The sequence below is a fragment of the Orrella sp. JC864 genome, from assembly GCF_037026685.1.
Taxonomy (GTDB): Bacteria; Pseudomonadota; Gammaproteobacteria; order Burkholderiales; family Burkholderiaceae_B; genus Orrella.
On sequence record NZ_JBANET010000003.1, the window covers coordinates 152,179 to 174,226 of the forward strand.

Annotated in this window: 21 protein-coding genes; 10 read left to right on the forward strand and 11 right to left on the reverse strand. The window is 66.9% G+C overall.

From position 1 onward, the window contains the following. Nucleotides 1-22: 22 nt before the first annotated feature. The 3 genes from V8Z80_RS04045 to V8Z80_RS04055 all read left to right on the forward strand — a co-directional run bounded on the left by V8Z80_RS04045 (nucleotide 23) and on the right by V8Z80_RS04055 (nucleotide 3,575). Nucleotides 23-979: a Bug family tripartite tricarboxylate transporter substrate binding protein gene (locus tag V8Z80_RS04045; RefSeq protein ID WP_336061085.1), complete on the forward strand. Its 957-nt coding sequence runs from the start codon at nucleotides 23-25 to the stop codon at nucleotides 977-979. Nucleotides 980-1,008: 29 nt separating this feature from the next. Continuing rightward, on the forward strand, nucleotides 1,009-2,151 hold the full coding sequence (locus tag V8Z80_RS04050; protein ID WP_155196750.1) for a mandelate racemase/muconate lactonizing enzyme family protein: 1,143 nt from the start codon (nucleotides 1,009-1,011) through the stop codon (nucleotides 2,149-2,151). Between the two features lie 113 nt (nucleotides 2,152-2,264). Continuing rightward, the gene (locus tag V8Z80_RS04055) at nucleotides 2,265-3,575 is read left to right on the forward strand and encodes a DUF445 domain-containing protein (protein ID WP_442951933.1); all 1,311 of its coding nucleotides are present in this window, start codon (nucleotides 2,265-2,267) and stop codon (nucleotides 3,573-3,575) included. Here the strand turns inward: V8Z80_RS04055 and V8Z80_RS04060 are convergent. Continuing rightward, the gene (locus tag V8Z80_RS04060; RefSeq protein WP_336061086.1) at nucleotides 3,572-4,501 is read right to left on the reverse strand and encodes a DMT family transporter; all 930 of its coding nucleotides are present in this window, start codon (nucleotides 4,499-4,501) and stop codon (nucleotides 3,572-3,574) included. The two genes, V8Z80_RS04055 and V8Z80_RS04060, sit on opposite strands and share 4 nt — an antisense overlap. 226 nt (nucleotides 4,502-4,727) lie before the next feature. Here V8Z80_RS04060 and V8Z80_RS04065 point away from each other — a divergent pair, with 226 nt between their 5' ends. The 3 genes from V8Z80_RS04065 (at nucleotide 4,728) to V8Z80_RS04075 (ending at nucleotide 8,254) form a co-directional block, all read left to right on the forward strand. Then, entirely contained in the window at nucleotides 4,728-5,822 is a 1,095-nt protein-coding gene (locus tag V8Z80_RS04065) for a TRAP transporter substrate-binding protein (RefSeq protein ID WP_155196748.1), read from the forward strand. 99 nt (nucleotides 5,823-5,921) lie between these two features. Next, nucleotides 5,922-6,590, forward strand: coding sequence for a TRAP transporter small permease subunit (locus tag V8Z80_RS04070; protein ID WP_336061087.1), 669 nt, complete (start codon nucleotides 5,922-5,924; stop codon nucleotides 6,588-6,590). Between the two features lie 2 nt (nucleotides 6,591-6,592). Beyond that, a complete protein-coding gene (locus tag V8Z80_RS04075; protein ID WP_336061088.1) occupies nucleotides 6,593-8,254 on the forward strand; it encodes a TRAP transporter large permease in 1,662 nt (553 codons plus the stop codon). Between the two features lie 71 nt (nucleotides 8,255-8,325). Here V8Z80_RS04075 and V8Z80_RS04080 read toward each other — a convergent pair whose 3' ends face one another. The 10 genes from V8Z80_RS04080 to V8Z80_RS04125 form a co-directional block, all read right to left on the reverse strand. Then, on the reverse strand, nucleotides 8,326-9,459 hold the full coding sequence (locus V8Z80_RS04080; RefSeq protein ID WP_336061089.1) for a M20 family metallopeptidase: 1,134 nt from the start codon (nucleotides 9,457-9,459) through the stop codon (nucleotides 8,326-8,328). 22 nt (nucleotides 9,460-9,481) lie between these two features. After that, nucleotides 9,482-10,096: a glutathione S-transferase gene (locus tag V8Z80_RS04085; protein WP_336061090.1), complete on the reverse strand. Its 615-nt coding sequence runs from the start codon at nucleotides 10,094-10,096 to the stop codon at nucleotides 9,482-9,484. Nucleotides 10,097-10,128: 32 nt separating this feature from the next. Continuing rightward, nucleotides 10,129-10,566, reverse strand: a complete 438-nt coding sequence (locus tag V8Z80_RS04090) for an ester cyclase (protein ID WP_336061091.1) — start codon at nucleotides 10,564-10,566, stop codon at nucleotides 10,129-10,131. Between the two features lie 47 nt (nucleotides 10,567-10,613). Continuing rightward, on the reverse strand, nucleotides 10,614-11,264 hold the full coding sequence (locus V8Z80_RS04095) for a DUF1028 domain-containing protein (RefSeq protein WP_336061092.1): 651 nt from the start codon (nucleotides 11,262-11,264) through the stop codon (nucleotides 10,614-10,616). 34 nt (nucleotides 11,265-11,298) lie between these two features. Further along, complete coding sequence (locus tag V8Z80_RS04100; RefSeq protein ID WP_336061093.1) at nucleotides 11,299-11,949, reverse strand: GntR family transcriptional regulator; 651 nt, start codon at nucleotides 11,947-11,949, stop codon at nucleotides 11,299-11,301. Nucleotides 11,950-11,962: 13 nt separating this feature from the next. After that, a complete protein-coding gene (locus tag V8Z80_RS04105; protein ID WP_336061094.1) occupies nucleotides 11,963-13,249 on the reverse strand; it encodes a M20 family metallopeptidase in 1,287 nt (428 codons plus the stop codon). Further along, a complete protein-coding gene (locus V8Z80_RS04110) occupies nucleotides 13,246-14,442 on the reverse strand; it encodes an acyl-CoA dehydrogenase family protein (RefSeq protein WP_336061095.1) in 1,197 nt (398 codons plus the stop codon). The genes V8Z80_RS04105 and V8Z80_RS04110 overlap by 4 nt, the downstream gene beginning before the upstream one ends. 43 nt (nucleotides 14,443-14,485) lie before the next feature. Next, nucleotides 14,486-14,998 (reverse strand): flavin reductase family protein, encoded by a 513-nt coding sequence (locus tag V8Z80_RS04115; protein ID WP_336061096.1) that lies wholly within the window; start codon nucleotides 14,996-14,998, stop codon nucleotides 14,486-14,488. Between the two features lie 44 nt (nucleotides 14,999-15,042). After that, nucleotides 15,043-16,023: a Bug family tripartite tricarboxylate transporter substrate binding protein gene (locus tag V8Z80_RS04120; RefSeq protein WP_336061097.1), complete on the reverse strand. Its 981-nt coding sequence runs from the start codon at nucleotides 16,021-16,023 to the stop codon at nucleotides 15,043-15,045. Nucleotides 16,024-16,360: 337 nt separating this feature from the next. Then, a complete protein-coding gene (locus V8Z80_RS04125; RefSeq protein WP_155193396.1) occupies nucleotides 16,361-17,194 on the reverse strand; it encodes an EcsC family protein in 834 nt (277 codons plus the stop codon). Between the two features lie 152 nt (nucleotides 17,195-17,346). On the opposite strand from V8Z80_RS04125, the gene V8Z80_RS04130 reads away from it, so the two are divergent. From V8Z80_RS04130 to V8Z80_RS04145, 4 genes are all read left to right on the forward strand, one after another. After that, a complete protein-coding gene (locus tag V8Z80_RS04130; protein ID WP_442951938.1) occupies nucleotides 17,347-18,498 on the forward strand; it encodes an iron-containing alcohol dehydrogenase in 1,152 nt (383 codons plus the stop codon). A gap of 141 nt (nucleotides 18,499-18,639) precedes the next feature. Beyond that, entirely contained in the window at nucleotides 18,640-20,178 is a 1,539-nt protein-coding gene (locus V8Z80_RS04135) for an ABC transporter substrate-binding protein (RefSeq protein ID WP_336061099.1), read from the forward strand. Between the two features lie 21 nt (nucleotides 20,179-20,199). Continuing rightward, nucleotides 20,200-21,117 (forward strand): ABC transporter permease, encoded by a 918-nt coding sequence (locus tag V8Z80_RS04140; protein WP_155193392.1) that lies wholly within the window; start codon nucleotides 20,200-20,202, stop codon nucleotides 21,115-21,117. 1 nt (nucleotide 21,118) lies between these two features. Beyond that, nucleotides 21,119-22,048 carry an ABC transporter permease gene (locus V8Z80_RS04145; protein ID WP_155193390.1) on the forward strand — a complete coding sequence of 310 codons (930 nt, stop codon included), beginning with the start codon at nucleotides 21,119-21,121 and terminating at the stop codon, nucleotides 22,046-22,048.

A 22,048-nucleotide genomic window follows, 5' to 3' on the forward strand; every position in this document is an offset into this window, starting at 1 on the left:
TATCCCTTCAAGGAGACACCCCATGCTGCGCACCGTCCTCGCGACCGCGGCGCTGGGCCTGGCCGCCACGGCCGCCCAACCCGTCCTGGCGCAATCCGGCTATCCCACGAATCCCGTCACGCTGCTGGTGCCGTTCGGGCCGGGCGGCACCTCGGACATCATGGCCCGCCTGCTGCAGCAGCCGCTGGCCGAAGCGCTGGGCACCACCGTGGTGGTGGAGAACCGGGGCGGCGCGGGCGGAGCCATCGGCATGAGCGCGCTGGCGCGCGCCAAGCCGGACGGCTACACCATCGGCCTGTCCGTGATCGGGCCGGAGATCCTGCAGCCCTCGATGCGCAATACCGGCTACGGGCCCGACGACTTCGAGCACCTGTGCGGCACCTATGACGTGCCGCTGATGATGATGGTCAAGCCCGACTCGCCCTACAAAAGCCTGGCCGACGTGATCGAGGACGCCAAGCGCAAGCCCGGCGGCCTGACCTATGCATCCTCGGGCGCCGGCACGGTCCTGCACCTTGCCATGACCATGCTGCTCGAGGCCAACCAGGCCCCGGGCCTGCACGTTCCCTACAAAAACTCCAGCGAGATGGTGACGGCGCTGATGGGCGGACAGGTGGACGTCTTCAACGACACGCCGACCATCTCGACGCAGTACCGTCTGCGGGGCCTGGCGGTCTACGACGACAAGCGCCTGCCGGCGTTTCCCGACGTACCGACCGCGGCCGAGGCGGGCTTTCCCCTGAAGGCATCGGTCTGGGGCGGGCTGATCGCGCCGCGCGGCCTGCCCGAACCCGTACGCGCCAAGCTCGAGCAGGCTTGCCGCGACGCCACCCATACCGAGGCCTACCAACGCCGCGCCGCCCAGATCAACACGCCCCTGGCCTATCGGGACGGCCAGCAATACGGCCGGTTCGTGCGCGAGGAAATGCAGCGCTACAGCCGGCTGATCCAGGAAACCGGGCTGGCCAGCCAGCAATAGACGCCCATGCCCGCAGCCGGAGCCTTCGCATGATCAAGATCGACCGCCTGGAAGCCTTCGTCTATCGCGCCCCGGCCGAGCCGCCGGTGCAGACGTCCTTCGGCCTGATGCGCGACCGGCCCGCAGTGCTGGTACGCGTGACCGACACCGACGGCGCCCAGGGCTGGGGAGAAATATGGTGCAACTTTCCCACCGTGGGTGCCGAACATCGCGCCCGCCTGGCGCTGGCCTACGGCGCGCCGCTGCTGACCAGCCGGCCCTGGGCGCACCCGGGCCAGGCCTTTGCCCACCTGACGGACAAGCTTGCCGTGCTGGCCTTGCAGACCGGCGAAGCCGGCCCGCTGCAGCAAATGGTGGCCGGCCTTGACGTGGCGATGTGGGACCTGCATGCGCGGCGCGAGAACCGGCCGTTATGGCAGATGCTGGGAGGCGAGCGCGCCGCACCGGTACAACTGTATGCATCGGGCATCAACCCGACCGACCCCCAGGTGCTGGCCGCCGCCAAGCGCGACGAGGGCTACCGCGCCTTCAAGCTGAAGGTGGGCTTCGGCCTGCAGCGCGACCTGGCGAACCTGCAGGCCATGCGGCAGGCGCTGGGCCCCGCCGCCGTGCTGATGGCCGACGCCAACCAGGCCTGGGATATGGAGACAGCCTGCGCCGCGGGCGAGCGCCTGGCCGCGTTCGACCTGCTCTGGCTGGAAGAGCCGCTGCGCGCGGATCAGCCGCCGCAATGCTGGAGCGAACTGGCGCGGCGCCAACCGGTGCGCCTGGCCGGCGGCGAGAACCTGGCCGGTCTGGCGCAGTTCGACGCCTTCCTCGCCCAAGCCGGCATGGCGGTGATCCAGCCCGACCTGGGCAAATGGGGCGGCTTCACCGGCTGCGCCGAAGTGGCCCGGCGCGCCGTGCAGGCCGGGCGCTGGTACTGCCCGCACTGGCTGGGCGCAGGCATCGGCCTGATGGCCTCCATGCACCTGAAGACCGCCATCGGCGGGCCTGGCTACGTAGAGGTCGACGCCAACCCCAACCCCTTGCGCGAGCTGCTGGCCATGCCGGCCTGGACGCTGTCCGAAGGCAGCGTGACATTGGGCGCGCAGCCGGGCCTGGGCGTGGTGCCCGACCTGGCGGGCGCCGAACGCTACCGGATCGACCTGCCCACCAGCGGGCTGGCCTGAGAGGCGCGCAAGCCGCGCCGTCCCGGACCGGCACAGGTCAAGGCCGCCGGCACGCTACCGCTCGACCCATACGCCCGCTACAGTCCTGGTATCGCTTTCGCCGCCAGGACATCATGGACACACCCAACAAGGAACGGGAACTTCGGCGCAACCAGCGGCGCGCCCTGTTCTTCCTGCTCGCGTCCGCGGCGCTGTTCCTGCTGACCGCCTTCCTGCCGCCCGGCTTCTGGGTCAGCGGCGCCAAGGCCGTGGCCGAGGCAGCGCTGATCGGCGCGCTGGCCGACTGGTTCGCCGTGGCGGCCCTGTTCCATCGCATCGGCGTGCCCGGCCTGGGCCTGCCCATCCCCTTTCTGACGCGCCACACCGCCATCATCCCCAACAACAAGGCGCGCATCGCCGACGAACTGGCCAGCTTCGTGCGGGACAAGTTCCTGGACGAGCAATCGCTGGTGCAGCTGATCCGCCAGCACGACCCGGCCAGCCGGCTGGCTGCGTGGCTGCGCGCACGCGGCAACGCCCGGCGGCTGAGCCGGCATCTGGCCAAGGCGGCGGCCGGCATGCTGGCGCTGACCGGCGACGCCCGGATCCAGCGGCTGATGGCCGAGGCGCTGCGCGCGCTGCTGCGGCGGCTGGATCTGTCGCAGGCGGCCGGCTCGGTGCTGGAGACGCTGACCAAGGACGGCAGGCACCAGCAGCTGCTGGACGAAGGCATGGCGCAACTGGTGGCCCTGCTGCGCGACGCCCCGACCCGCGCGCTGATCGCCCAGAGCCTGGTGCTGTGGTTCAAGCGGGAATATCCCACCATCGAGAAGCTCATGCCCACCAGCTGGGCAGGCCGCAATGGCGCCGAACTGGTCGCCTCGGTCCTGGACAAGGTGCTGGCCGAGGTGGCCCGCGATCCGGACCATGCGCTGCGGCGCAAGTTCGACCAGGCGCTCGAGCGCCTGATCGCGCGCCTGCGCCAGGATCCGTCCTTCATCGAGCAGGGCGAGAAGCTCAAGCGCGCGCTGGCCGAGGGCGAGGCGGCCAACCGCTATGTCGCGGCGCTCTGGCAGGATTGGCGCCAATGGCTCGAACGCGACCTGGCCGCCGAGGATTCGGCCCTGCGCGCCGGCATCGCCGGCATGGGCCTGTGGCTAGGCCGCCAGCTGGCGCGCAGCCCGGCCCTGCGTCAATCGCTGAACGAGCACCTGGAAGGCGCCGCACGCGCCGTGGCGCCGGACTTCGCGCGCTTTCTGGCGCGCCACATCAGCGATACGGTCAAGCGCTGGGATACGCGCGAGCTGTCGCGCCAGATCGAGCTGGACATCGGCAAGGACCTGCAATACATCCGCATCAACGGCACCCTGGTGGGCGGGCTGATCGGCATGCTGCTGTACCTGGGTTCGCGCGGCATCGAGGCCGTCAGCCCCTACGTGCGCTAGCCCTGCGCGGCGGCCCGCTCGGCCCGCCGGCGGCGCTGCTGCGCGCGCACGGTCGCCATCCCGCCCAGCGCGATCATGCCCATGCCCAGCAGCGCCCAGGCATCCGGATGCTGGTCGTACACGAGATAGCCCAGCAGCACGGCGAATACGATCTGGAAATAGCCGAAAGGCGCCAGCAGCACCGGGCTGGCCTGCTTGAAGGCCGAGGCCAGCAGCATGTGCCCCATCATGCCCAGCAGCCCCAGCGCGATCATCCAGGCCCAGCCCGCCGCGTCGGGCGTCTGCCAGAAAAATGGCAGCATGACCGAGGCCAGCGCCGTGCCGAACAGGCCCACGAGGAAGTTGGACTTGGCCGCGCCGTCCACGGCGCCGGTCGCGCGCGTCAGCAGCTGGTAGACGGCGAAGAACACGCCACAGGAACCGGGCAGCAGGATGGCCGGCGTCCACAGCGCGCCGCCCGGCCGCACGATCAGCAGCACGCCCGCCAGCCCGGCGGCCACCGCCAGCCACTGCACGGGCCTGACCTGCTCGCGATAGAACAGCCGCGAGATCACCAGCACGAACAGCGGCGCCAGGAACACCATGGCGGTGGATTCGGCCAGCGGCACGTAGCGCAGGCCGTTCATGAAGCAATAGGCGATGCCGACCAGGCAGACCGCGCGCAGGAAGTGCAGCCCGAGCGCGCTCGAGCGCAAGGCCGCCGCGCCCATGCGCGGCGCGACGATGGCGCTCATTGCGCACAGGTGCACCAGGTAGCGCGCCCAGATCAGCAAGGGCACGGGATAGCCCTGCGCCAGGTACTTGGCCAGGGTGTCGTGGCTGGCAAGGCAAAGCGTGGCCACGATCAAGGTCAGGATGGCGGCGGCGGGGCTGTGGGGGATGGGCAGGCGAGGCATCGACGGGGCAGGCGCAAGGCAGGCAGACATAGTAGTTCTTTTGCTTGTGGTGCCGCCTTGGGTGCATAAGCTTTCATAAAACTTTCACCAAACTGACGGCAAGGGTTTACCCGGTACGACGCGACGAAATTTCTCTATATATTTCCTGCCCACAACAAAAGCCGTCGTTCACCATCCTGAACAGCCGGCGCAAGCGTCCACCAACAACGCCGAAGTTCAAACCCCGCGCTTACCAAAGCCTGTCAGGAGCCTTTCAATGCAGCGCCGTTCGTTTCTCAAGCAAGCCGCCCTGGGCGCCGCCGCCGGCGGCGCCACCATCGCCGCCCCCGCCATCGCGCAAGACTCGCCCACCGTCACCTGGCGGCTGGCCTCCAGCTTTCCGCGCAGCGCCGACGCCATCTACTCGGGCGCCGAAAGCGTGGGCAAATACGTGGCCGAAGCCACCGACGGCAAGTTCACCATCCGCACCTTCCCGGCCGGCGAGATCGTGCCGGCGCTGCAGGTGCTCGACGGCGTGCAGAACGGCACCATCGAGGCCGGCCACAGCGCTTCTTACTACTACTACGGCAAGGACCCGGTCCTGAGCTTCGACGCGGCCGTGCCCTTCGGCCTGAACACCCGCCAGATGAACGCCTGGATGCGCCACGGCGATGGGCTGTCCCTGCTGCGCGAAGTCTTCAAGGCCTACAACATCGTGAATTTCCCCTGCGGCTATACCGGCACGCAGATGGGCGGCTGGTTCCGCAAGGAAATCAAGTCGGTCGACGACCTCAAGGGCCTGAAGTTCCGCGTCAGCGCCTTCGCCGGGGCCGTGCTCTCGCGCCTGGGCGTGGTGCCGCAGCAGATCGCCGGCGGCGACATCTATCCCGCGCTGGAAAAAGGCACCATCGACGCGGCCGAATGGATCGGCCCCTACGACGACGAGAAACTGGGCTTTAACAAGGTCGCACCGCACTACTATTTCCCGGGCTGGTGGGAAGGCACGCTGCAGGTCTCGCTCTACGTCAACCAGGACGCCTATAACAAGCTGCCCAAGCGTTACCAGGCCGTGCTGGCGCAGGCCACCGCAGCGGCCACCAACGACATGATCGCCAAGTACGACGCCGAGAACCCGGCGGCGCTGCGCCGCCTGATCGCCGGCGGCGCGCAGCTCAAGGCCTTCCCCAAGCCCGTGCTCGACGCCTGCTACGCCGAGGCGGTCAAGCTCTACGACGAGCTCAGCGCCAAGAGCCCGATGTTCAAGAAGGTCTACGAAAGCATGCGCGAGTTCCGCGACAACGAACTGCCCTGGTTCCGTGTCGCCGAAGGCAGCTACGACAGCTACATGGGCACCATCGGCCGCGGCAAGTAAGCCTTGCGGCACAGGCGCCGCCGCGGCGCGGCGGCGCCTGCCGGCCCCCTTGCGCCCCCTTCCTTTTCCCATCGTCCGCCTTGCGGACCGGATCGCATCATGAACGCCCTGCTTGCCCTGTCCCGGTTGATCGACGCGATCAACACGGCGGTGGGCCGTGCGGTGACGTGGCTGACCTTGATCGTCGTGCTCGTCAGCGCCGGCAATGCCGTCGTCAGAAAAGTCTTCAATACCAGTTCCAACGCCTGGCTGGAACTGCAGTGGTATCTGTTCGGCGCGCTGTTCCTGCTTGCCGCCGGCTACACCCTGCTGCGCAACGAACACGTGCGCGTGGACGTGCTGGCCTCGCGCCTGCCGCGCCGCGTGCAGCTCTATATCGAGATCTTCGGCGTGGTCTTCTTCCTCATGCCGGCCTGCCTGCTGATCCTTTGGCTATCCTGGCCCATGTTCATGGATTCCTTCCTGACCAACGAGCAATCCTCCAATCCCGGCGGGCTGGTGCGCTGGCCCGTCAAGCTGCTGATCCCGGTCGGCTTCGCCCTGCTGGTGCTGGCCGGCCTGTCGCACCTGATCAAGTGCGTGGGCTTTCTGATGGGACGCTGCGCCGATCCAGGCGCACGCGAAGAGGCCCTGTCCGCCGAAGAGGCGCTGGCGCGGGAAATCGCCGAAGAGGCGCGGCTGCGCGAAGCCCGCCTGGCCGCCCAGGCAGGCGGCCAGGCGCCGGCCGCCGCCGGCGGCACGGACCCGCGCGACGGAAAGGGGCGCTGATCATGGAATTTCTCATCGCCAACATGGCGCCCATCATGTTCGCCACCCTGGTGGTCTTCCTGCTGCTGGGCTTTCCGGTGGCCTTTGCGCTGGCCGCCAACGGCATCCTGTTCGGCCTGATCGGCATGGAGCTGGGCCTGCTCAATGCGGCCCTGTTCCAGGCGCTGCCGCAGCGGGTGTTCGGCATCATCGCCAACGACACCTTGCTGGCCATCCCCTTCTTTACCTTCATGGGCCTGATCCTGGAGCGTTCCGGCATGGCCGAGGACCTGCTCGAGACCATCGGACAGCTCTTTGGCACCGTGCGCGGCGGCCTGGCCATCGCGGTGGTGTTCGTGGGCGCCATGCTGGCGGCCACCACCGGCGTGGTCTCGGCCTCGGTCATCTCCATGGGCCTGATCTCGCTGCCCATCATGCTGCGCTACGGCTACGACCGCCGCTTGGCCACCGGCATCATCGCGGCCTCGGGCACGTTGTCGCAAATCATCCCGCCCTCGCTGGTGCTGATCATCCTGGCCGACCAGCTGGGCCGCTCCATCGGCGACATGTACCGCGGCGCCATCCTGCCGGGCTTCATCCTGGCCGGCACCTATGTGGCCTACGTGGTGGTGATGTCCTACCTGAAGCCGGGCTCGGCCCCGGCCCTGCCCGAGTCCGCCCGCGCCTTTCGCGAGCCCAACGGCCGGCGCGGCGACCGCTCTCTGGCGGTGCTGATGGGCATTTCGGCGCTGTCGGCCTACCTGCTGACCGACCTGATCGAATCGGACGCCGCGCCTGTCGACGAGCAGATCGTGCTCTCGCTGCTCATCTGGGGCCTGACCGCGTTTCTCATCGCCGGCGCGAACAAGGTGTTCAAGCTCGGGCTGCTGTCCAAGCTGGCCGAGCGCGTGACCTTCGTGATGATCCCGCCGCTGTTCCTGATCTTCCTGGTGCTGGGCACCATCTTCATCGGCGTGGCCACGCCCACCGAAGGCGGCGCCATGGGCGCGGTGGGCGCCATCATCATGGCCCTGGCGCGCGGCCGGCTGACCCTGCCGCTGCTCAGGCAGGCCATGGACACCACCACCAAGCTGTCCACCTTCGTGGTGTTCATCCTGGTCGGCTCCACGGTGTTCGGCCTGACCTTCCGCGGCGTGAACGGCGATCTGTGGGTCGAGCACCTGCTGGTCGGCCTGCCCGGCGGCGAGATGGGATTCCTGATCGCCGTCAGCGTGCTCACCTTCCTGCTGGCCTTCTTCCTGGACTTCTTCGAGCTGGCCTTCATCATCGTGCCGCTGCTCGGGCCGGTGGCCGACAAGCTGGGCATCGACCTGATCTGGTTCGGCGTGCTGCTGGCGGTGAACATGCAGACCTCGTTCATGCACCCGCCCTTCGGCTTCGCGCTGTTCTACCTGCGCTCGGTCGCCCCGAAGAACCGCTATCGCGACAAGATCACCGGCCAGACCATCGAACCGGTGACCACGGGGCAGATCTACTGGGGTTCGGTGCCGTTCATCGTCATCCAGCTGGCCATGGTCGCCGCGGTGATGGCCTTCCCCAGCCTGGTGATGCACTACAAGGGCGATGCCCCGCCCGTCGATGCCAGCCAGATCAAGATCGAGGTCCAGAGCGACTACGGCGGCGGCATCTATGGAGGCGGGGACGCGGCTGCGGAGTTCAAGTAGCGCACGCGGGCAAGCGGGGCCGATCGGCTGGAGCCCGTCCCTGCCGGCCCGCTACCGCCGCAGGCGCCACCTCACGCCTGGACGGTTTCCCAGTCGGCAATGAGTGCCTGATAGATGGCGGCGCACTGCTCGATCTTGTCCACGGCGCACCATTCGTCGGTCTGGTGCGCCTGGGACGGTTCGCCAGGCCCGAGGATGAGCGTGGGAGCGCCGCCCAACGCGCCGGCCAGCAATGCGGCATCGCTGAAGTAGCTGGCCGTGCGCACCGCGAAGGCTTCGCCGGTAATGCGCGAGGCGATCGCTGCGGCCCGCTGCACCCAAGGCGACTGCGGCGACGTCCACACGCTGGGCAGATCGATCGTCGTCTCCAGCTCCATCTGCTCCTGCATGTGATCGGCGATCTGCTGGCGCACCTGGGCATGATCCATGCCGGGCACCGTCCGGACGTCGATCTCGATGATGGCCCTGTCGGGCACCGAATTGATGTTCAGCCCGCCGTGGAAGGTTCCGACGTTCAGCGTCGGCGAACCCAGCTCAGGATGCGCCGGCGCATGAAAGCAGAAGCATGAAAGCCTGGTGGTGGCCCGGGCGGCCTTGTAGACCGCGTTGTCGCCCTTCTGCGGCATCGAGCCGTGCGCGGTAACGCCGCGAGCGGTCCCGCGCAGCCACAGCGCGCCTTTGTGGCCCAGGTAAGGGACGTTGGCGGTCGGCTCCCCGACGATCAGCGCGCCCGCGGTGCCCTGCATGCCGGCGGCGATGATGGCCTCGGCCCCCTGGCAACCGGTTTCCTCCGCGGCGGTGATGAGCAGGGTGAGCTGCTTGCCTTCGCCCAGGCTGTCCGCCTGGGCGACAGCTGCCGCGACCATGGCGGCCACGCCCCCCTTCATGTCGCTGGCGCCGCGGCCATAGAGCCTGCCTTGGACGACCTCGCCTGCGAACGGCGCATGCGTCCATGCCTGGGCGCCCAGCGGCACCACATCGATGTGGCCGGTAAAAACCAGCGGGCCGCGCGGACCGGCCCTGCCCTTGGTGGCCACCAGGCTGGCCCGTTCCTTGCCCAGCGGCACCAGGCGGACGTCAAAGCCCGCTTGCTGCAGGATATCGGCAAGATAACGCGCGCAGGCCAGTTCGTTGCCCGGCGGATTGACCGTGTCGTACTGGATCAGCCGGCTGGCCAGCGCAACGGCATCGATGTCTTGTTTCATGTTTTTCCTGCTCGAAACGGGGTCAATGCGGCTGCGTCGCAATCATGGCGGGCAGCCGCGAGAAATCGGCATACCAGGCCGCGCTCTGCGGATGAGCCGCTCTCCAGTCGAATTCGGGATAACGGAAATCCAGGTAGCCCAGCGCGCATGCCAGGCTGATCTCGCCTATGGAGAAGTCGTCGGCGCGCAGCTGGCGAGCCTGCGACTCGATGCCATGCAGCGCCGCCTCGATCTTTTGCCATTGGCCCTGCGTCCATTGGCGGCACTGGAGCCCGGCGGGTCTGGCCGTGTGCTCATAGCGAATGAGCAATGCGGCATCGAGTACGCCATCGCCCAGGGCCTGCTGCGTCAAGGCCTGCCAGCGCGCCGGACCGCACGGCGGATAAAGCCGCGGGCCATGCCGCGCATCCAGGTATTCGCAGATGACGCGGCTGTCGAACAGCGCCGGCCCGTCCGGGCAGTCCGGCACAGCGACCGGGATCTTTCCCAATGGATTGACCGCGCCCACCACGCCGCTATAGCGGATGGGGCTGGCCGCGACTGCCATGCATGCGATTTCCTCGAAGGCTTGCAGCACATGGGCGCAGACCAGCACCTTGCGCGAGTACGGAGAAGTCGGCGCGAAATACAATTGCATGATGGCGGCGCGCGGCAGTGCAGGGGCCTGGCTCAGGCGCCAGGCGCCAGGCGCCATCCCAGCTGGCGGTAGACGGCAAGCAGATCGCCCAATACCCAGACCTTGTGGATCAGTCCGTCCTCGAAGCTGAAGAATCCCACTCCGGCATACTCCACCTGCCTGCCCGTCGCAGGCACTTCGTGAAACGCCCCCATGTGAGTGCCTCGGTATATCTGCCGGGAAATCACCTGCGGCCCCTGGCCGTAGCTCAGCGAAACCACTTCCGTATCGAAGTCGGGGAACGTCGCCTGCATCGTGTCCATATAGGACAGGAAGCCGTCGATGCCCTTTTTTTCAAGGCCTATCGCGCCACGAAAGGACAAGTCCGGATGCAGCAGGCTTGGAGCCAGCTCGCGTGCGTTGTCATTCCACAGGCGCCGGTAGAAGCGGTCGACCAGGCTGATGTGGCGGCTGGCATCGAGGGTATCCATGATGGACTCCACAAGGCAGGCGGGCCGCGCGACAGCGGCCCGCGTGATCAGACGGCAGCGTCCGGATCGGTGACGCGCAGCAGGAAGTTGTCCACTTGCGGCTCATACGCCCGCCACAACTGCCGGGCCTTCTCGACAGGCTCGTCGGCGTCGTCTATGCGCAGGTTGATGTGGGCGAAATCGAAGGGCCCAGCCACCAGCACGGCCACCGAACGGACCGGGTTGATCTCGCCGCCTGCAGCCAACCCGGCCTCCAAGGCATCGATCAACCGATCGGTGAAAGACGCATCGGGTCGCGCGCCGAAGCCGTCCACCATTGCCTTGGGCAGGGTGCTGGAGACCAGCAGGTTGCCGATGGCCACGCACTGCTCGCCTTGGTAGCCGCCATGCTTGGACACGATGCTGCCGCCGTTAAAAAAGGCGGTACGGCCCTGGCGGTCCACGATCGCCAGCTGCCGCCAGCCGATGACATGACCCTTGGCCACCAATTCGTCCAGCGCCTCCTGGGCGCTGGCGCCCGCCTCGAGCAGCTCGAGCCCGCGCGGACCGAGCCGGGGATCGGTCCGGTTCTGCGTCAGTACCGCGCCGACGCCGCCCTTGACGAACGGGCAGCGAGCGCCCACGCAAAGACTGGCCGTCGTGATGGCAATACCGAATTCGCCCGTTTCCGGGCAACGGGCCGCGATGGAAAAAGTCATGACTGCTCCTGCTGGTAAATGCCGTTGACGTCCCCTAGGACTTCATGAAATCGGGACGCCGGCTGGTTGCCCGCGCATCGATGAAGGCGGCGAATGATTGATCCAGGTGTTCATTGACCAGTCTTTCAGCGGTAGCCTTGTCCTTGGCCTTGACGGCCTCCAGGATTTCCCTGTGCTGGTCGAAGAACTGCTCGAACTGGTCGGCGTAGGATTCCTGTGCGATCAGAAAATAGGTGCGGCATTCGTGCCAGGTCTGGTAGAGCCGCTGATTGCGCGCCGCGGCGACCAGGAGCTGGTGAAACTCGCTGTTGTGCTGGGCCCGCGGCTCGACATCCTCGGAAGTCCATATGGCCGACTCGTTGCAGAGATATTCCAGCTCGGCCACCTGCCCGGGCGTGATCAGGTCGATGGCCTGCTTGACCGCATAGGTTTCCAGCGCCTTCCTGACCCCGAGCAGGTCCTTGAGCTCGCTGACCACGTCGCGCGTGATCACGCCACCGGTCTGCACCGGGATCACGAGCCGGTCTCGCTTGAGCAGCGACAGCGCCTCCCGGATGGGAGTGCGGCTGACCTTCAGCTGGGCAGCCAGCGCGGTCTCGATCAATTGCTGCTCCGCCGGAATCTCCCCGGTCAGGATCATGCGCCTCAATCGTTTATAGACTTGCGTTGCTGCGGAATCGGCCATCTCTACTGCTCCTCTACTTGAAGGTACCTTGCGTCAGTTGAGCAGTGGCCATCGCGTAAATCTTTGCTGCCGCTACGATATCCACGATGGATACACGCTCATCCGGCATGGTATTGTATTTTCCGCCCGGCCCCATCACGACGCCGGTCATGCCCGCTTGGGCCAGGTGCGCGGCATCCGAACCCAGGAACTTGTAGGGCGCGATGGCGCCGGTTGCCGGCACATGGCCCAGCACATCGGCGGCTGCCTCCTGCAACGCGATCACGGGCGGCGCATCTTCGCCGACCTTGAAAGGCGGCATGAAGATCCTGTTGTCTTCGAACAATTCAAGCTCTGCCTTCAATCCCGGCGTATCGCGCTCGATGCGATCGAGCAGTGCCCGGATGTCGGCCATGGCCCCGTCCTGCGTCTGGCCATATCCGAACCGGCCGGCGCACTTGAGCGTGCAGACATCGGCCAGCTGCTGCGGACGCCACTCGAAGTACTCGGCCGTCATGCCGCCGCGGATGACGCCGATGTTGATGCGGCTCAGGTCCTGCGACTCCTGCGTGGGTGCGCCCGAGAACTTCAGCTCACGCAGCTGCGCCGCGATCTTCATGGCGCCGGCTATCGCGTCGACGCCCTCCTCCATCTTGGACAGGTGTCGTGTCTTGCCATGGACGTGGATACGGAAGACAAAGCTGGCGGCATGGCAAGTGAGCAGGCACAAATCGGTGGGCTCGCCCACGATGAAGTAGTCGGTCCTGATGCCCGTTTCGATCAGCTTGCAGGTGCCCACGCCGCCTTGCAGCTCCCCGACGACATAGGCCAGCACGATATCGCCCTTGGGCTGGTAGCCGCACGCCTTCAAGGCCTCCATGGCGTGCAGGAAACTGCCATTGGCCGCTTTCATGTTGGATACGCCGATGCCGAATATGTGGCCGTCTTCGACCACGCCGCCCAGCGGATCCTTGGTCCAGCCCATGCCGGCCGGGTTGGTATCCATATGGCCGTTGAACATGAGCGACTTGCCGCCGCCCGAACCAGGCCATCTTCCCACTACGTTGTATCGATTGGGCGAGACCTCCTGGCGCTCGACCTGCAGGCCCAGGTCGGCCAGCCTGGCCTGCATGTAGTCGGCAATCTGCCGCTCGTCGCCGCTATAGCTCTTGATGCGCGCCGATTCGCTGATGAGCTGGACCACGCGCTGCTCGTCCACGGCGGCGGCTACGCGCGCCAGGCCTGCGGCGCTGTCCATGCGGCTGGCTTGCCCCGTACGGGCCGGCGTGCGTTCGCCTTCGGCATGCAGGGGGGCGCTCATCGGCCGGCTCCTGCGGCCGCCGGCTTGCCTGCCAGCTTGCGGTCATAGCGGGTCTTGGAATGGAACGGCCGGCCAAAGGCCGCATCGGCAAGCATGAACAGGTTCGACTCGCTACGGAAATGCAGCGTGAACGTGCGGATATCCCGATACAGGCGGTCCAGCTGGTAGCTTCTATGCGTGGCTCGCGAACCAAGGATGTCGAACGATTTATGGGCTGCCCAGTTGGCCGCTTCCTTGGCCAGGTGCATGGCGCGCATCGACAGGATCTCGGCCTGGTCGTAGTCGCCGCGCTCCCACAGGCCCGCGGCTTCATAGACGAGCGCGCGCGCGCCGCTGATCCGGCATCCCGCTTCGGCCAGGAACAGCTGGACCACCGGATTGGCGTCCAGGCCGCCGTATTTGGACGCGTAAGCCAGCACCAGGTCGTAGACGCTTTGCGCCTGCCCCACGTGGTTGGCGGCATAGCCGAGACTGAAGGTGCGAGGATCCTTGGCAACCCAGTCTCCCGGCTCGCCGACCAGGTCCTGGGGCGCCACGGCGACTTCGTGCAGCTTGAGCGCCCAGCTTACCGTCGGCCGCATGCCCATGGTGTCCCAGTTGTCGATCAGCTCGATCCCGTCTCGGTCGCTGGGCAGGGCCACCAGGACCATGCCCTCGCGCGTGGTCGCGGCACCGGGCAAGGTGGCCCAGATCAGCAGGATTCTTGCAACGGGCGCCAGGGTGGCAAAGCCCTTGAAGCCGGACAGGCGGTATGTGCCGTCCTGCTGCCCGACCAATACGGTGTCGTAGCCATGCGGCGCGTCGGCCCGAAGGCTGGCCTCCGAACCCACCGAGGCAAACAGGGCGCCCTCCTGTACGACCATGTCCATGTACTGCTTGATGTCCTTGCCCAGCCGGGCCACCATGCCCACCGCATGGCAATGCACCTGCAGCATCTGCGCGGTGACCGAACAGTTGCGCGCAATCGTCTCGAGCACCTTGTAGAACACGCCGTATGCCTGGCCGGTCCACAGCCCGTGGCCGCCGAACGCCTTGGGCACGGTCAGGCTGAGCAGATTGGCTGCCTTGAGCGCCTCGAAGTTCTCCTTCGGAAAAGACGCGTCGGCATCGTGCTCGGCCGTCACGCGGGAGAAGTTCTTGGAGACTTCGTCGGCCAGCGCTATGAGCCGCTCGTGCTCTGCGGGAAATTGCATGCGGATTCCTTGATATCGGGGGATGGAAACAGGCACAAGGGCCTCAGGTTGTCATGACGGCGGTGGCGTAGCTGCGCTGGACATAAAGCAGCGGCATGCCGCTGCCGTAGTGCAGGTCATGCACCGCGCCGAGGAACATGTAATGCGTGCCGACCTGCTGGGTCCAGACCACATCGCAATCGAAGGCAACCAGCGCATCTGCAAGTCGCGGGCATCCGGACACGCAGCGGGTCCATTCGCCCATCAGGAATTTGTCCGCGCCCGCAGGACCGCCTCGGCCGGCGAAGCAGTCGGACACGTGCCTCTGGTCCTCGCGCAGCACATTCACGCAGAACCTTCCGTTCTCCAGAATGCGCTTGCTGCTGTGCGTGTTCTCGTTGACACATATCAACAGCGTAGGCTGCTCGGTGTCGGCCGACACCGACACCATTGCAGAGAGCGTCAACCCTGCCCGTCCGGCGACGCCGTCGGTGGTGACGACATTGACCGTGCTGGCCGCCCGGCTCATTGCGGCAAGAAACGACTGCTTGAGCGAACCGGCTTGGACTTGTGACATGGCAGCCTCTTGAACATCCTGCAATGGTGCGGTTAAGGAAAGCACTACATCTTCAGGCCGCGCTCTTTGGCGACGCCGGCCCATTTATCCAGTTCGGAGCGGACGAACTCGGTGAACGCCCGCGAATTCGCCTTGCTTTCATCGATGATGAAGCCCAAGGGAGCGAAGCGCTCGCGCAATGCCGGACTTTGCAGGGCGGCCAGCATTGCCTCGTCCAGGCGCGCCACCACTTCCGGGGGCAGGCCCGCTGGCGCCGTCAGCCCGAACCAGGAACTCGATACCGAGGGATAGCCTTGCTCCGTGAAGGTGGCCAGATCCGGATACTGCGGCACCCGTTTTTCCGTGCTGACCCCGAGAAACTTGATGGCGCCGCTTTTTTCTTGCGGGATGTAGGTGGCCATCACATCGCTGATGACGTCGATCTGGCCGCCGAGCAGGTCGGACAAGGCCGCCGATGAACCCTTGTAGGGCACGTGCGTCATGCGAAAGCCGCCGATCGATTGCAGCAGTTCGCCGGTCAGATGGCCCATGCCGCCGGGCCCGCCCGAACCGAAGTTCACGCCCTTGCCGCTGGAACGGGTCGCGTCGATCACGTCCTTGACGGTGGCATAGGGGGCATCCGAACGGGCCACCAACACGATCGGCGACTGCGCCACCAGCGCCAGATGCGTGAAGTCCTTCATGGGGTCGTAGGGCACCTTCGGCCACAGCGCCGGCCCGGCGCCGTGCGCATTCGAGCTCGTCATCAGCAGCGTATAGCCGTCCGGCTGCGCGTTTGCCACCGCTTGCGTGGCGATCTGGCCACCTGCCCCGACCCTGTTCTCGACGATCACTTGCTGGCCCAGCGAATGGCGCAATTCCTCGGCCAGCAGCCTGGCCACCACATCGACCGGACCGCCCGGCGCAAACCCTACGACCAGCCTCACCGGCTTGTCCGGATAGGCGGCCTGCGCGGTGGCCGCGCCGGCGCCCAACAGGGTGCAGGCCAGTAGCGTTTTCAACATCCCCTTGAAACCGTTTTTCATGGCAGTAGTCCTTTTTCCTTTTTCGGTATTTAAGCATCCAAAAAGAATCCATGCAACATCCATGTTGCATTCTCACTGTATACAACAAGAATTCAACCACTTGCAAATGTCATGCCAGGTTTGGAGGACGAGGGGTATCCCGCGCAACCGGCGCGGGTGCGAAGAAAAAGCGCTCTTTTTTGGTGCGCGAATGCGACGTTTTGGGGATATTTGCGGTGCAGGCGGCCTTGCGGGTCATGGACCGGCGGGGGCGCCACAGGCAAACGGCTAGGCGGATGCGCAGGAAAAGCGGCGCAGGCCGGCACCCACTGGCGCGGGTCTTTCGTCTGCCCGGGCGCTAGCGCCTTTCCAGCGCCAGCGCTTGGTAGGCCTGCTTGACCGCCTCGTGGCCGTAGCGGTTTTCCAGGCGCTTGACGATGAAGTGCCCGCGCGCCATGTCCTGGTAATAGGACGTGAACAGGGTGTTGATGGTGGCGCCCGATACGGCGCCGATCACCGGCACGGCCTGCGCGGCGAACTTCTGCGTGACCACCACGCCGAAACGCGAGGCGACCTTCTCGATCAGCCGGGCCATCCAGCGCCCGGCCTGCTGCGGACTCATGTGCACCGCCGCGCCGGCAGCCTTCTTGGCCGCGATGGCGGCCAGCTCCTGCGACAGCCCGCGCATGGCTTCGGCCGTGAAGCTGCGCGCCACGTAGTAGCCGGTCTCGCTGGCATCGTCGGCGCTGCTGCGCCCGCCCAGGGCGAACACCTCGATGCAGGCCTGCTTGGTCTGCAAGGCCTGCAGGTCGAAGCCTTCCTCGCGCGCGATGTCGGCCACCGCCCGCATGATGATGGTGGTGGAAATCGGCAGCTCGACGAACAGCGCCGACATACCGAAGGCCCCGCCGACCGCGCCGGAGGCGGCGGCCGCCACTTTATGCGCCAGGATGGCGGACCTCTTCTGCGGCCCCTTGCCCAGGCTCCAGAGCGCGACCTGCGAGGACTTTTCCAGGGCCGCGTGCACGGCCGCATTGATCTGCCGCGTGACCACGTCCGGCATCTTCTTGAGCGCCAGCTCCAGCGGGCTGCCCACCAGGTTGGCGAGCCTGGCGGTGATGGTCGGCGATTCGAGCAGCGCGACGGCGCGCCGCAGGTCGGCCAAGTCTTGGGGGGAGTCCTGGATTGTCATGCTCTCTGGCCCCGGGGGGCGCAAGTATGCAATGCCCTCAAGTTAGCATGCCGGCGCGGGGCCCCGGCTTGCCCCCCGGCCCGCCATTGCCGGCATATTATTTCCATCGGCCGCGCGCCACGACGGGAAGCCCTGCGACCATGACCGCGAACCTGCAAGCCTTTGTCTTCAATACCACCGCGTCGATCCGCTTCGGTTCCGGCGCCTCGTCGCGGCTGGGCGAGCTGGCCCGCCCTTTCGGCAGCCGCACGCTGCTGGTGACCGACGCCGGACTGGTGCGTGCCGGCCTGATCGCGCCGCTGCGCGAAAGCCTGCAAGGCCACGGCGTGGCCTGCGCGGTATTCGACGCGGTGCAGGCCGATCCGGCCGAGGAGCTGGTGCTGCAGGCCGCCCAGGCGGCGGCCGACGCGGGCGCGCAATCGATCATCGGCGTGGGCGGAGGCTCATCGCTGGACGTGGCCAAGCTGGTGGCCGTGCTGCGCGGCGGCGACCAGCCGCTGGCGCAGATGTACGGCGTGGACAATGTCAGCACGCGCCGCCTGCCCCTGCTGTTGGTGCCCACCACCGCCGGCACCGGCTCTGAAGTCACCCCCATCTCCATCGTCACCACCGGCCGGCATGAAAAGAAAGGCGTGGTCTCGCCGGTGCTGCTGCCCGACGTCGCGCTGCTGGACCCGGTGCTGACGCTGGGCCTGCCGCCCCATGTCACGGCGGCCACGGGCGTGGACGCCATGGTGCATGCCATCGAGGCCTATGCCTCGGCCAGCCCTAACAACAATCCCATCTCGCGGGGCCTGGCGGTGCAGGCGCTGCAATTGCTGGGCGCCAACCTGCGGCGCGCCGTGGCCGACGGCCAGGACCTGCAGGCACGCTCGGCCATGCTGCTGGGCTCGATGCTGGCCGGCCAGGCCTTTGCCAACTCGCCGGTCGCCGCCGTGCATGCCCTGGCCTATCCGCTGGGCGGGCACTACGGCATCGCGCACGGGCTGTCCAACGCGCTGATGCTGCCGCACGTGCTGGCGTTTAACGCGCAGCGCTGCGCTGGCGTGTACGAGCAACTGGTCCCGCATCTTTTTCCGCAGTTGGCGGACGCAGGCCGGGCCGGTTGCCAGGACTTCATCGACGAGCTGGGGCGGCTGTGCCGCGACATCGGCCTGCCGTCGCGCCTGCGCGAGGTGGGCATCCCGCAACAGGCCTGCGCCCTGCTCGCAGGCGAAGCCATGAAGCAGACCCGGCTGCTGGTGAACAATCCCCGCCCGCTGGCCCTGAAAGATGCCCTGGCTATCTACCGCGCGGCCTGGTGAGCGCGCAGGTATGCGGCCTGGCCCGAAGGGCCGGGCGCGACCCTTCGAATAATTCAAACATTCTTCCCGTTAATTCGAAGTTATGCGGTTTAGGCGGCGGTTAGCATCGCCCATCAAACACAACAACGACGGGAGACGCACATGTCTATGCCTGCCTTGCGGCGCGTGGCCGCAGCCGCCCTTCTGGCCGCAGCGCACGTGGCCGCACCTGCCTGGGCCTCGGCCAAGGACGACACGCTGGTGGTCGCCTTCCAGCGCGAAGTCGTCAATCTGGACTATCTGTACACCACCTCGCAGGAACACATCATTCTGTCGGACCTGACGGACGACCGCCTGTTCGACGTGGACCCGCACACCAACGAGATCCGGCCTATGCTGGCCACCGGATACGCCTACGTGGACGACCGGACCATCGACGTGACGCTGCGCGAAGGCGTGCGTTTTCACAGCGGAGCGCCGTTCACGGCCGATGACGTGGTCTATACCTACCAATGGGTGCTTGACGCCGAAAGCGGCACGCGCGCCAGCGGCGCCCTGTCGCGCTGGCTCGACCGGGTCGAGAAAACCGGCCCCATGCAGGTGCGCTTTCACCTGAAGGCCGTGTATCCCCTGGCTTTGCGCGACATGGCCCGGCGCATTCCCATCCGCCGCAATGGCGCCTATGAGGCCGGCGGCAAGCCCGACCGCGGCGCCCAGGCGCTCAAGCCCGATGGACTGGGCCCGTATCGCGTCGAAAGCTTCGAGCCGGGACAACGGGCGGTGCTGCAGCGCTTCGAGGACTATTACGCCGATAGCCCCAAGGGTCGGCCCGCCATCGGACGCATCGTGGCACGCACCCTGCCCGACTGGGGCACCCAGCAGGCCGAACTGATGAGCGGCGGCGTCAACTGGGCCTATGACATGCCGCTGGACGTCGCCCAGAGCATGGCGGCCACAGGGCGCATCCGGCACACCGCCGGCCCCAGCCTGCGGATGAGCTTCGTCGTGCTCGATGCGGCCGGCGTCTCGGGTCCGAGCGTGCTGAACGACCTGAGGGTGCGGCGCGCCGTCAACCACGCGATCAACCGGGAGGCGATCAGCAAGTTCCTGGTGGGCGGCGTCTCGCAAGCGCTGCATACCGCCTGCCACCCGGCGCAGTTTGGCTGCGACCAGGACGTCATGGCCTATCCCTACGACCCCGAGCGCGCCCGCGCCCTGCTCAAGGAAGCCGGCTACAAGGGACAGCCTATCGACCTGTGGGCCTATCGTGAACGCTCGGTGGCCGAGGCGGTGGCGGCCGACCTGACCGCGGCGGGCCTGCGCGTGAACCTGCGCTATGGCCAGCTCGCCTCGCTGGACCAGGCCCGGGCGGCCGGACGCATCCAGGCGTACATCGGCTCGTGGGCCAACGGCGGGACCGCCGACACCGCCATGATCGCCCGCGTGCACTTTGCCGATACCGACCGCAATATGGCGCGCGATGCGCAGGTGGAAGACCTGGTGATGCGAGCCGAGCGCACCAACGATCCGCAGGCCCGCGCCCAGGCCTATTCGCAGGCGCTGGGCATTATCGCCGAGCAGGCCTATTGGGCGCCCCTGTTCACCTATTCGGTCAATTACCTGACCTCGCCCGACCTGTCCTTTCCCGTGCCGCCCGACGGCTTGCCGCGCCTGTACGAGGCAAGCTGGGCCGCCCGCTGAGCGACCGAAACGGAGAACCCCATGTTGCGTTTCGCCTTGCGCAGGCTGGGCCTGGCCCTGCTCGTGGCCCTGGCCGTCTCCTTTGCCACCTTCGCGCTGCTGAACATCGCCACCGATCCGGCCCAGGCCATCGCCGGCGAGAACGCCGAGCCCGAGCTCATCGCGCAGATCCGCGCCGATTACGGTTTCGACCGGCCCTTCCTGGAACAGTACGGCAGCTGGCTGGGCAATGCCGTGCGCGGCGACTTCGGGCGCAGCTACTACTGGCACGATACCGTCAGCCAGCTGGTGCTCAAGCACGCGCCGGCCACCATCCGCCTGGCCTTGATGTCGCTGGCCATCACCGTGCTGCTGGCCATCCCGCTGGGCGTGGCCGCGGCTTTGCGGCCCAACTCGGCGGTCGACCGCCTGGCGCTGGGCGTGGCCGTCTCGGCCCAGGCGGTGCCCAACTTCTGGTTGGGCCTGATGCTGGTCATCCTGCTGTGCGTCATGCTGCCGATCTTTCCCGTGTCCGGCGACGGCACCTGGCTGCACTACGTGCTGCCGTCGATCGTGCTGGGCACCAGTTCGGTGCCCGCGGTCATGAGGCTGACCCGCACCGGCCTGATCGAGGTACTGGGCTCGGACTACGTCAGGACCGCCCGAGCCAAGGGCTACCGGGGCCTGCGGCTGCTCATGCGCCACGCCATACGCAACGCCATGCTGCCCATCGTCAGCGTGCTGGCCGTCCAGCTGGGCCAGAAGTTCGGCGGCTCGGTCATCGTCGAATCCATCTTCGCCATCAACGGGCTGGGGCGGCTGACCCTGCAATCCATCCTGGGCAGTGACATCCCCACCGTCCAGATGCTGATCTTCATTTTCGCCATGGTGTTCATCGTCATGAACTTCCTGGCGGACCTGCTCAATGCCCTGCTCGACCCGCGCATCAGGATGAATTGACATGCAAACCGAAAATACCCTGGCCCGGCCCGGCCTGGCGGCCGCCGAACCGGAAAGCGCGACCGAGCTGCTGGCGCAACGCCGCCGGCACTTCTGGCGGCGGGTCCGCGGCCATACCGGCCTGCAGATCGGCGCGGGCATCATCCTCACGCTGCTGCTCGTAGCGCTGTTTGCACCCTGGCTCGCGCCGCACGATCCTTATGCACAGTCGTTGACCCACCGGCTGCTGCCGCCCGCATGGGCCGAAGGCGGCTCTTGGACCTATCCGCTGGGCACCGACCAGGTGGGACGCGACTACCTGAGCCGGCTGATCCACGGCACGCGCATCTCGCTGCTGGTGGGTTTTGGCGCGGCCAGCGTCGGCTGCCTGGTCGGCGTCACGCTGGGTATTCTTGCCGGCTATTTCGGCGGACGCATCGACTCGGCCATCAGCTTTCTGCTGACTTGCCAGCTGGCCTTGCCCGGGCTGCTGCTGGCCATGGCGCTGGTTTTCATCATCGGCCCCTCGCTGTGGGTGGTGATCGGCATCATCGGCGGCCTGCACTGGACGTACTACCTGGTGGTGACGCGCACCAGCACGCTCAGGCTGCGCCAGCTGGATTTCGTCGCGGCCGCCAAGGCCATCGGCAGCAGCCGCCGGCAGATCCTGTTCTACGAGATCCTGCCCAACATGCTCAACCAGATCATCGTGGTGTTCACCTTCGAGGTCGGGATCGCGGTGCTGGCCGAAGCGGCCCTGTCCTTCCTGGGCGTGGGCGTGCAGCCGCCCACGCCGTCCTGGGGCCTGATGATCGCCGAAGGCAAGGCCGCCATCTTCTTTCGCCCCTGGCTGGTCGTGTTCCCGGGCGTGGCCCTGTTCCTGCTGGTGATCGGCGCCAACCTGCTGGGCGACGGGCTGCGCGACGTGACCGCCCCGGACAAGCGCAGCTGA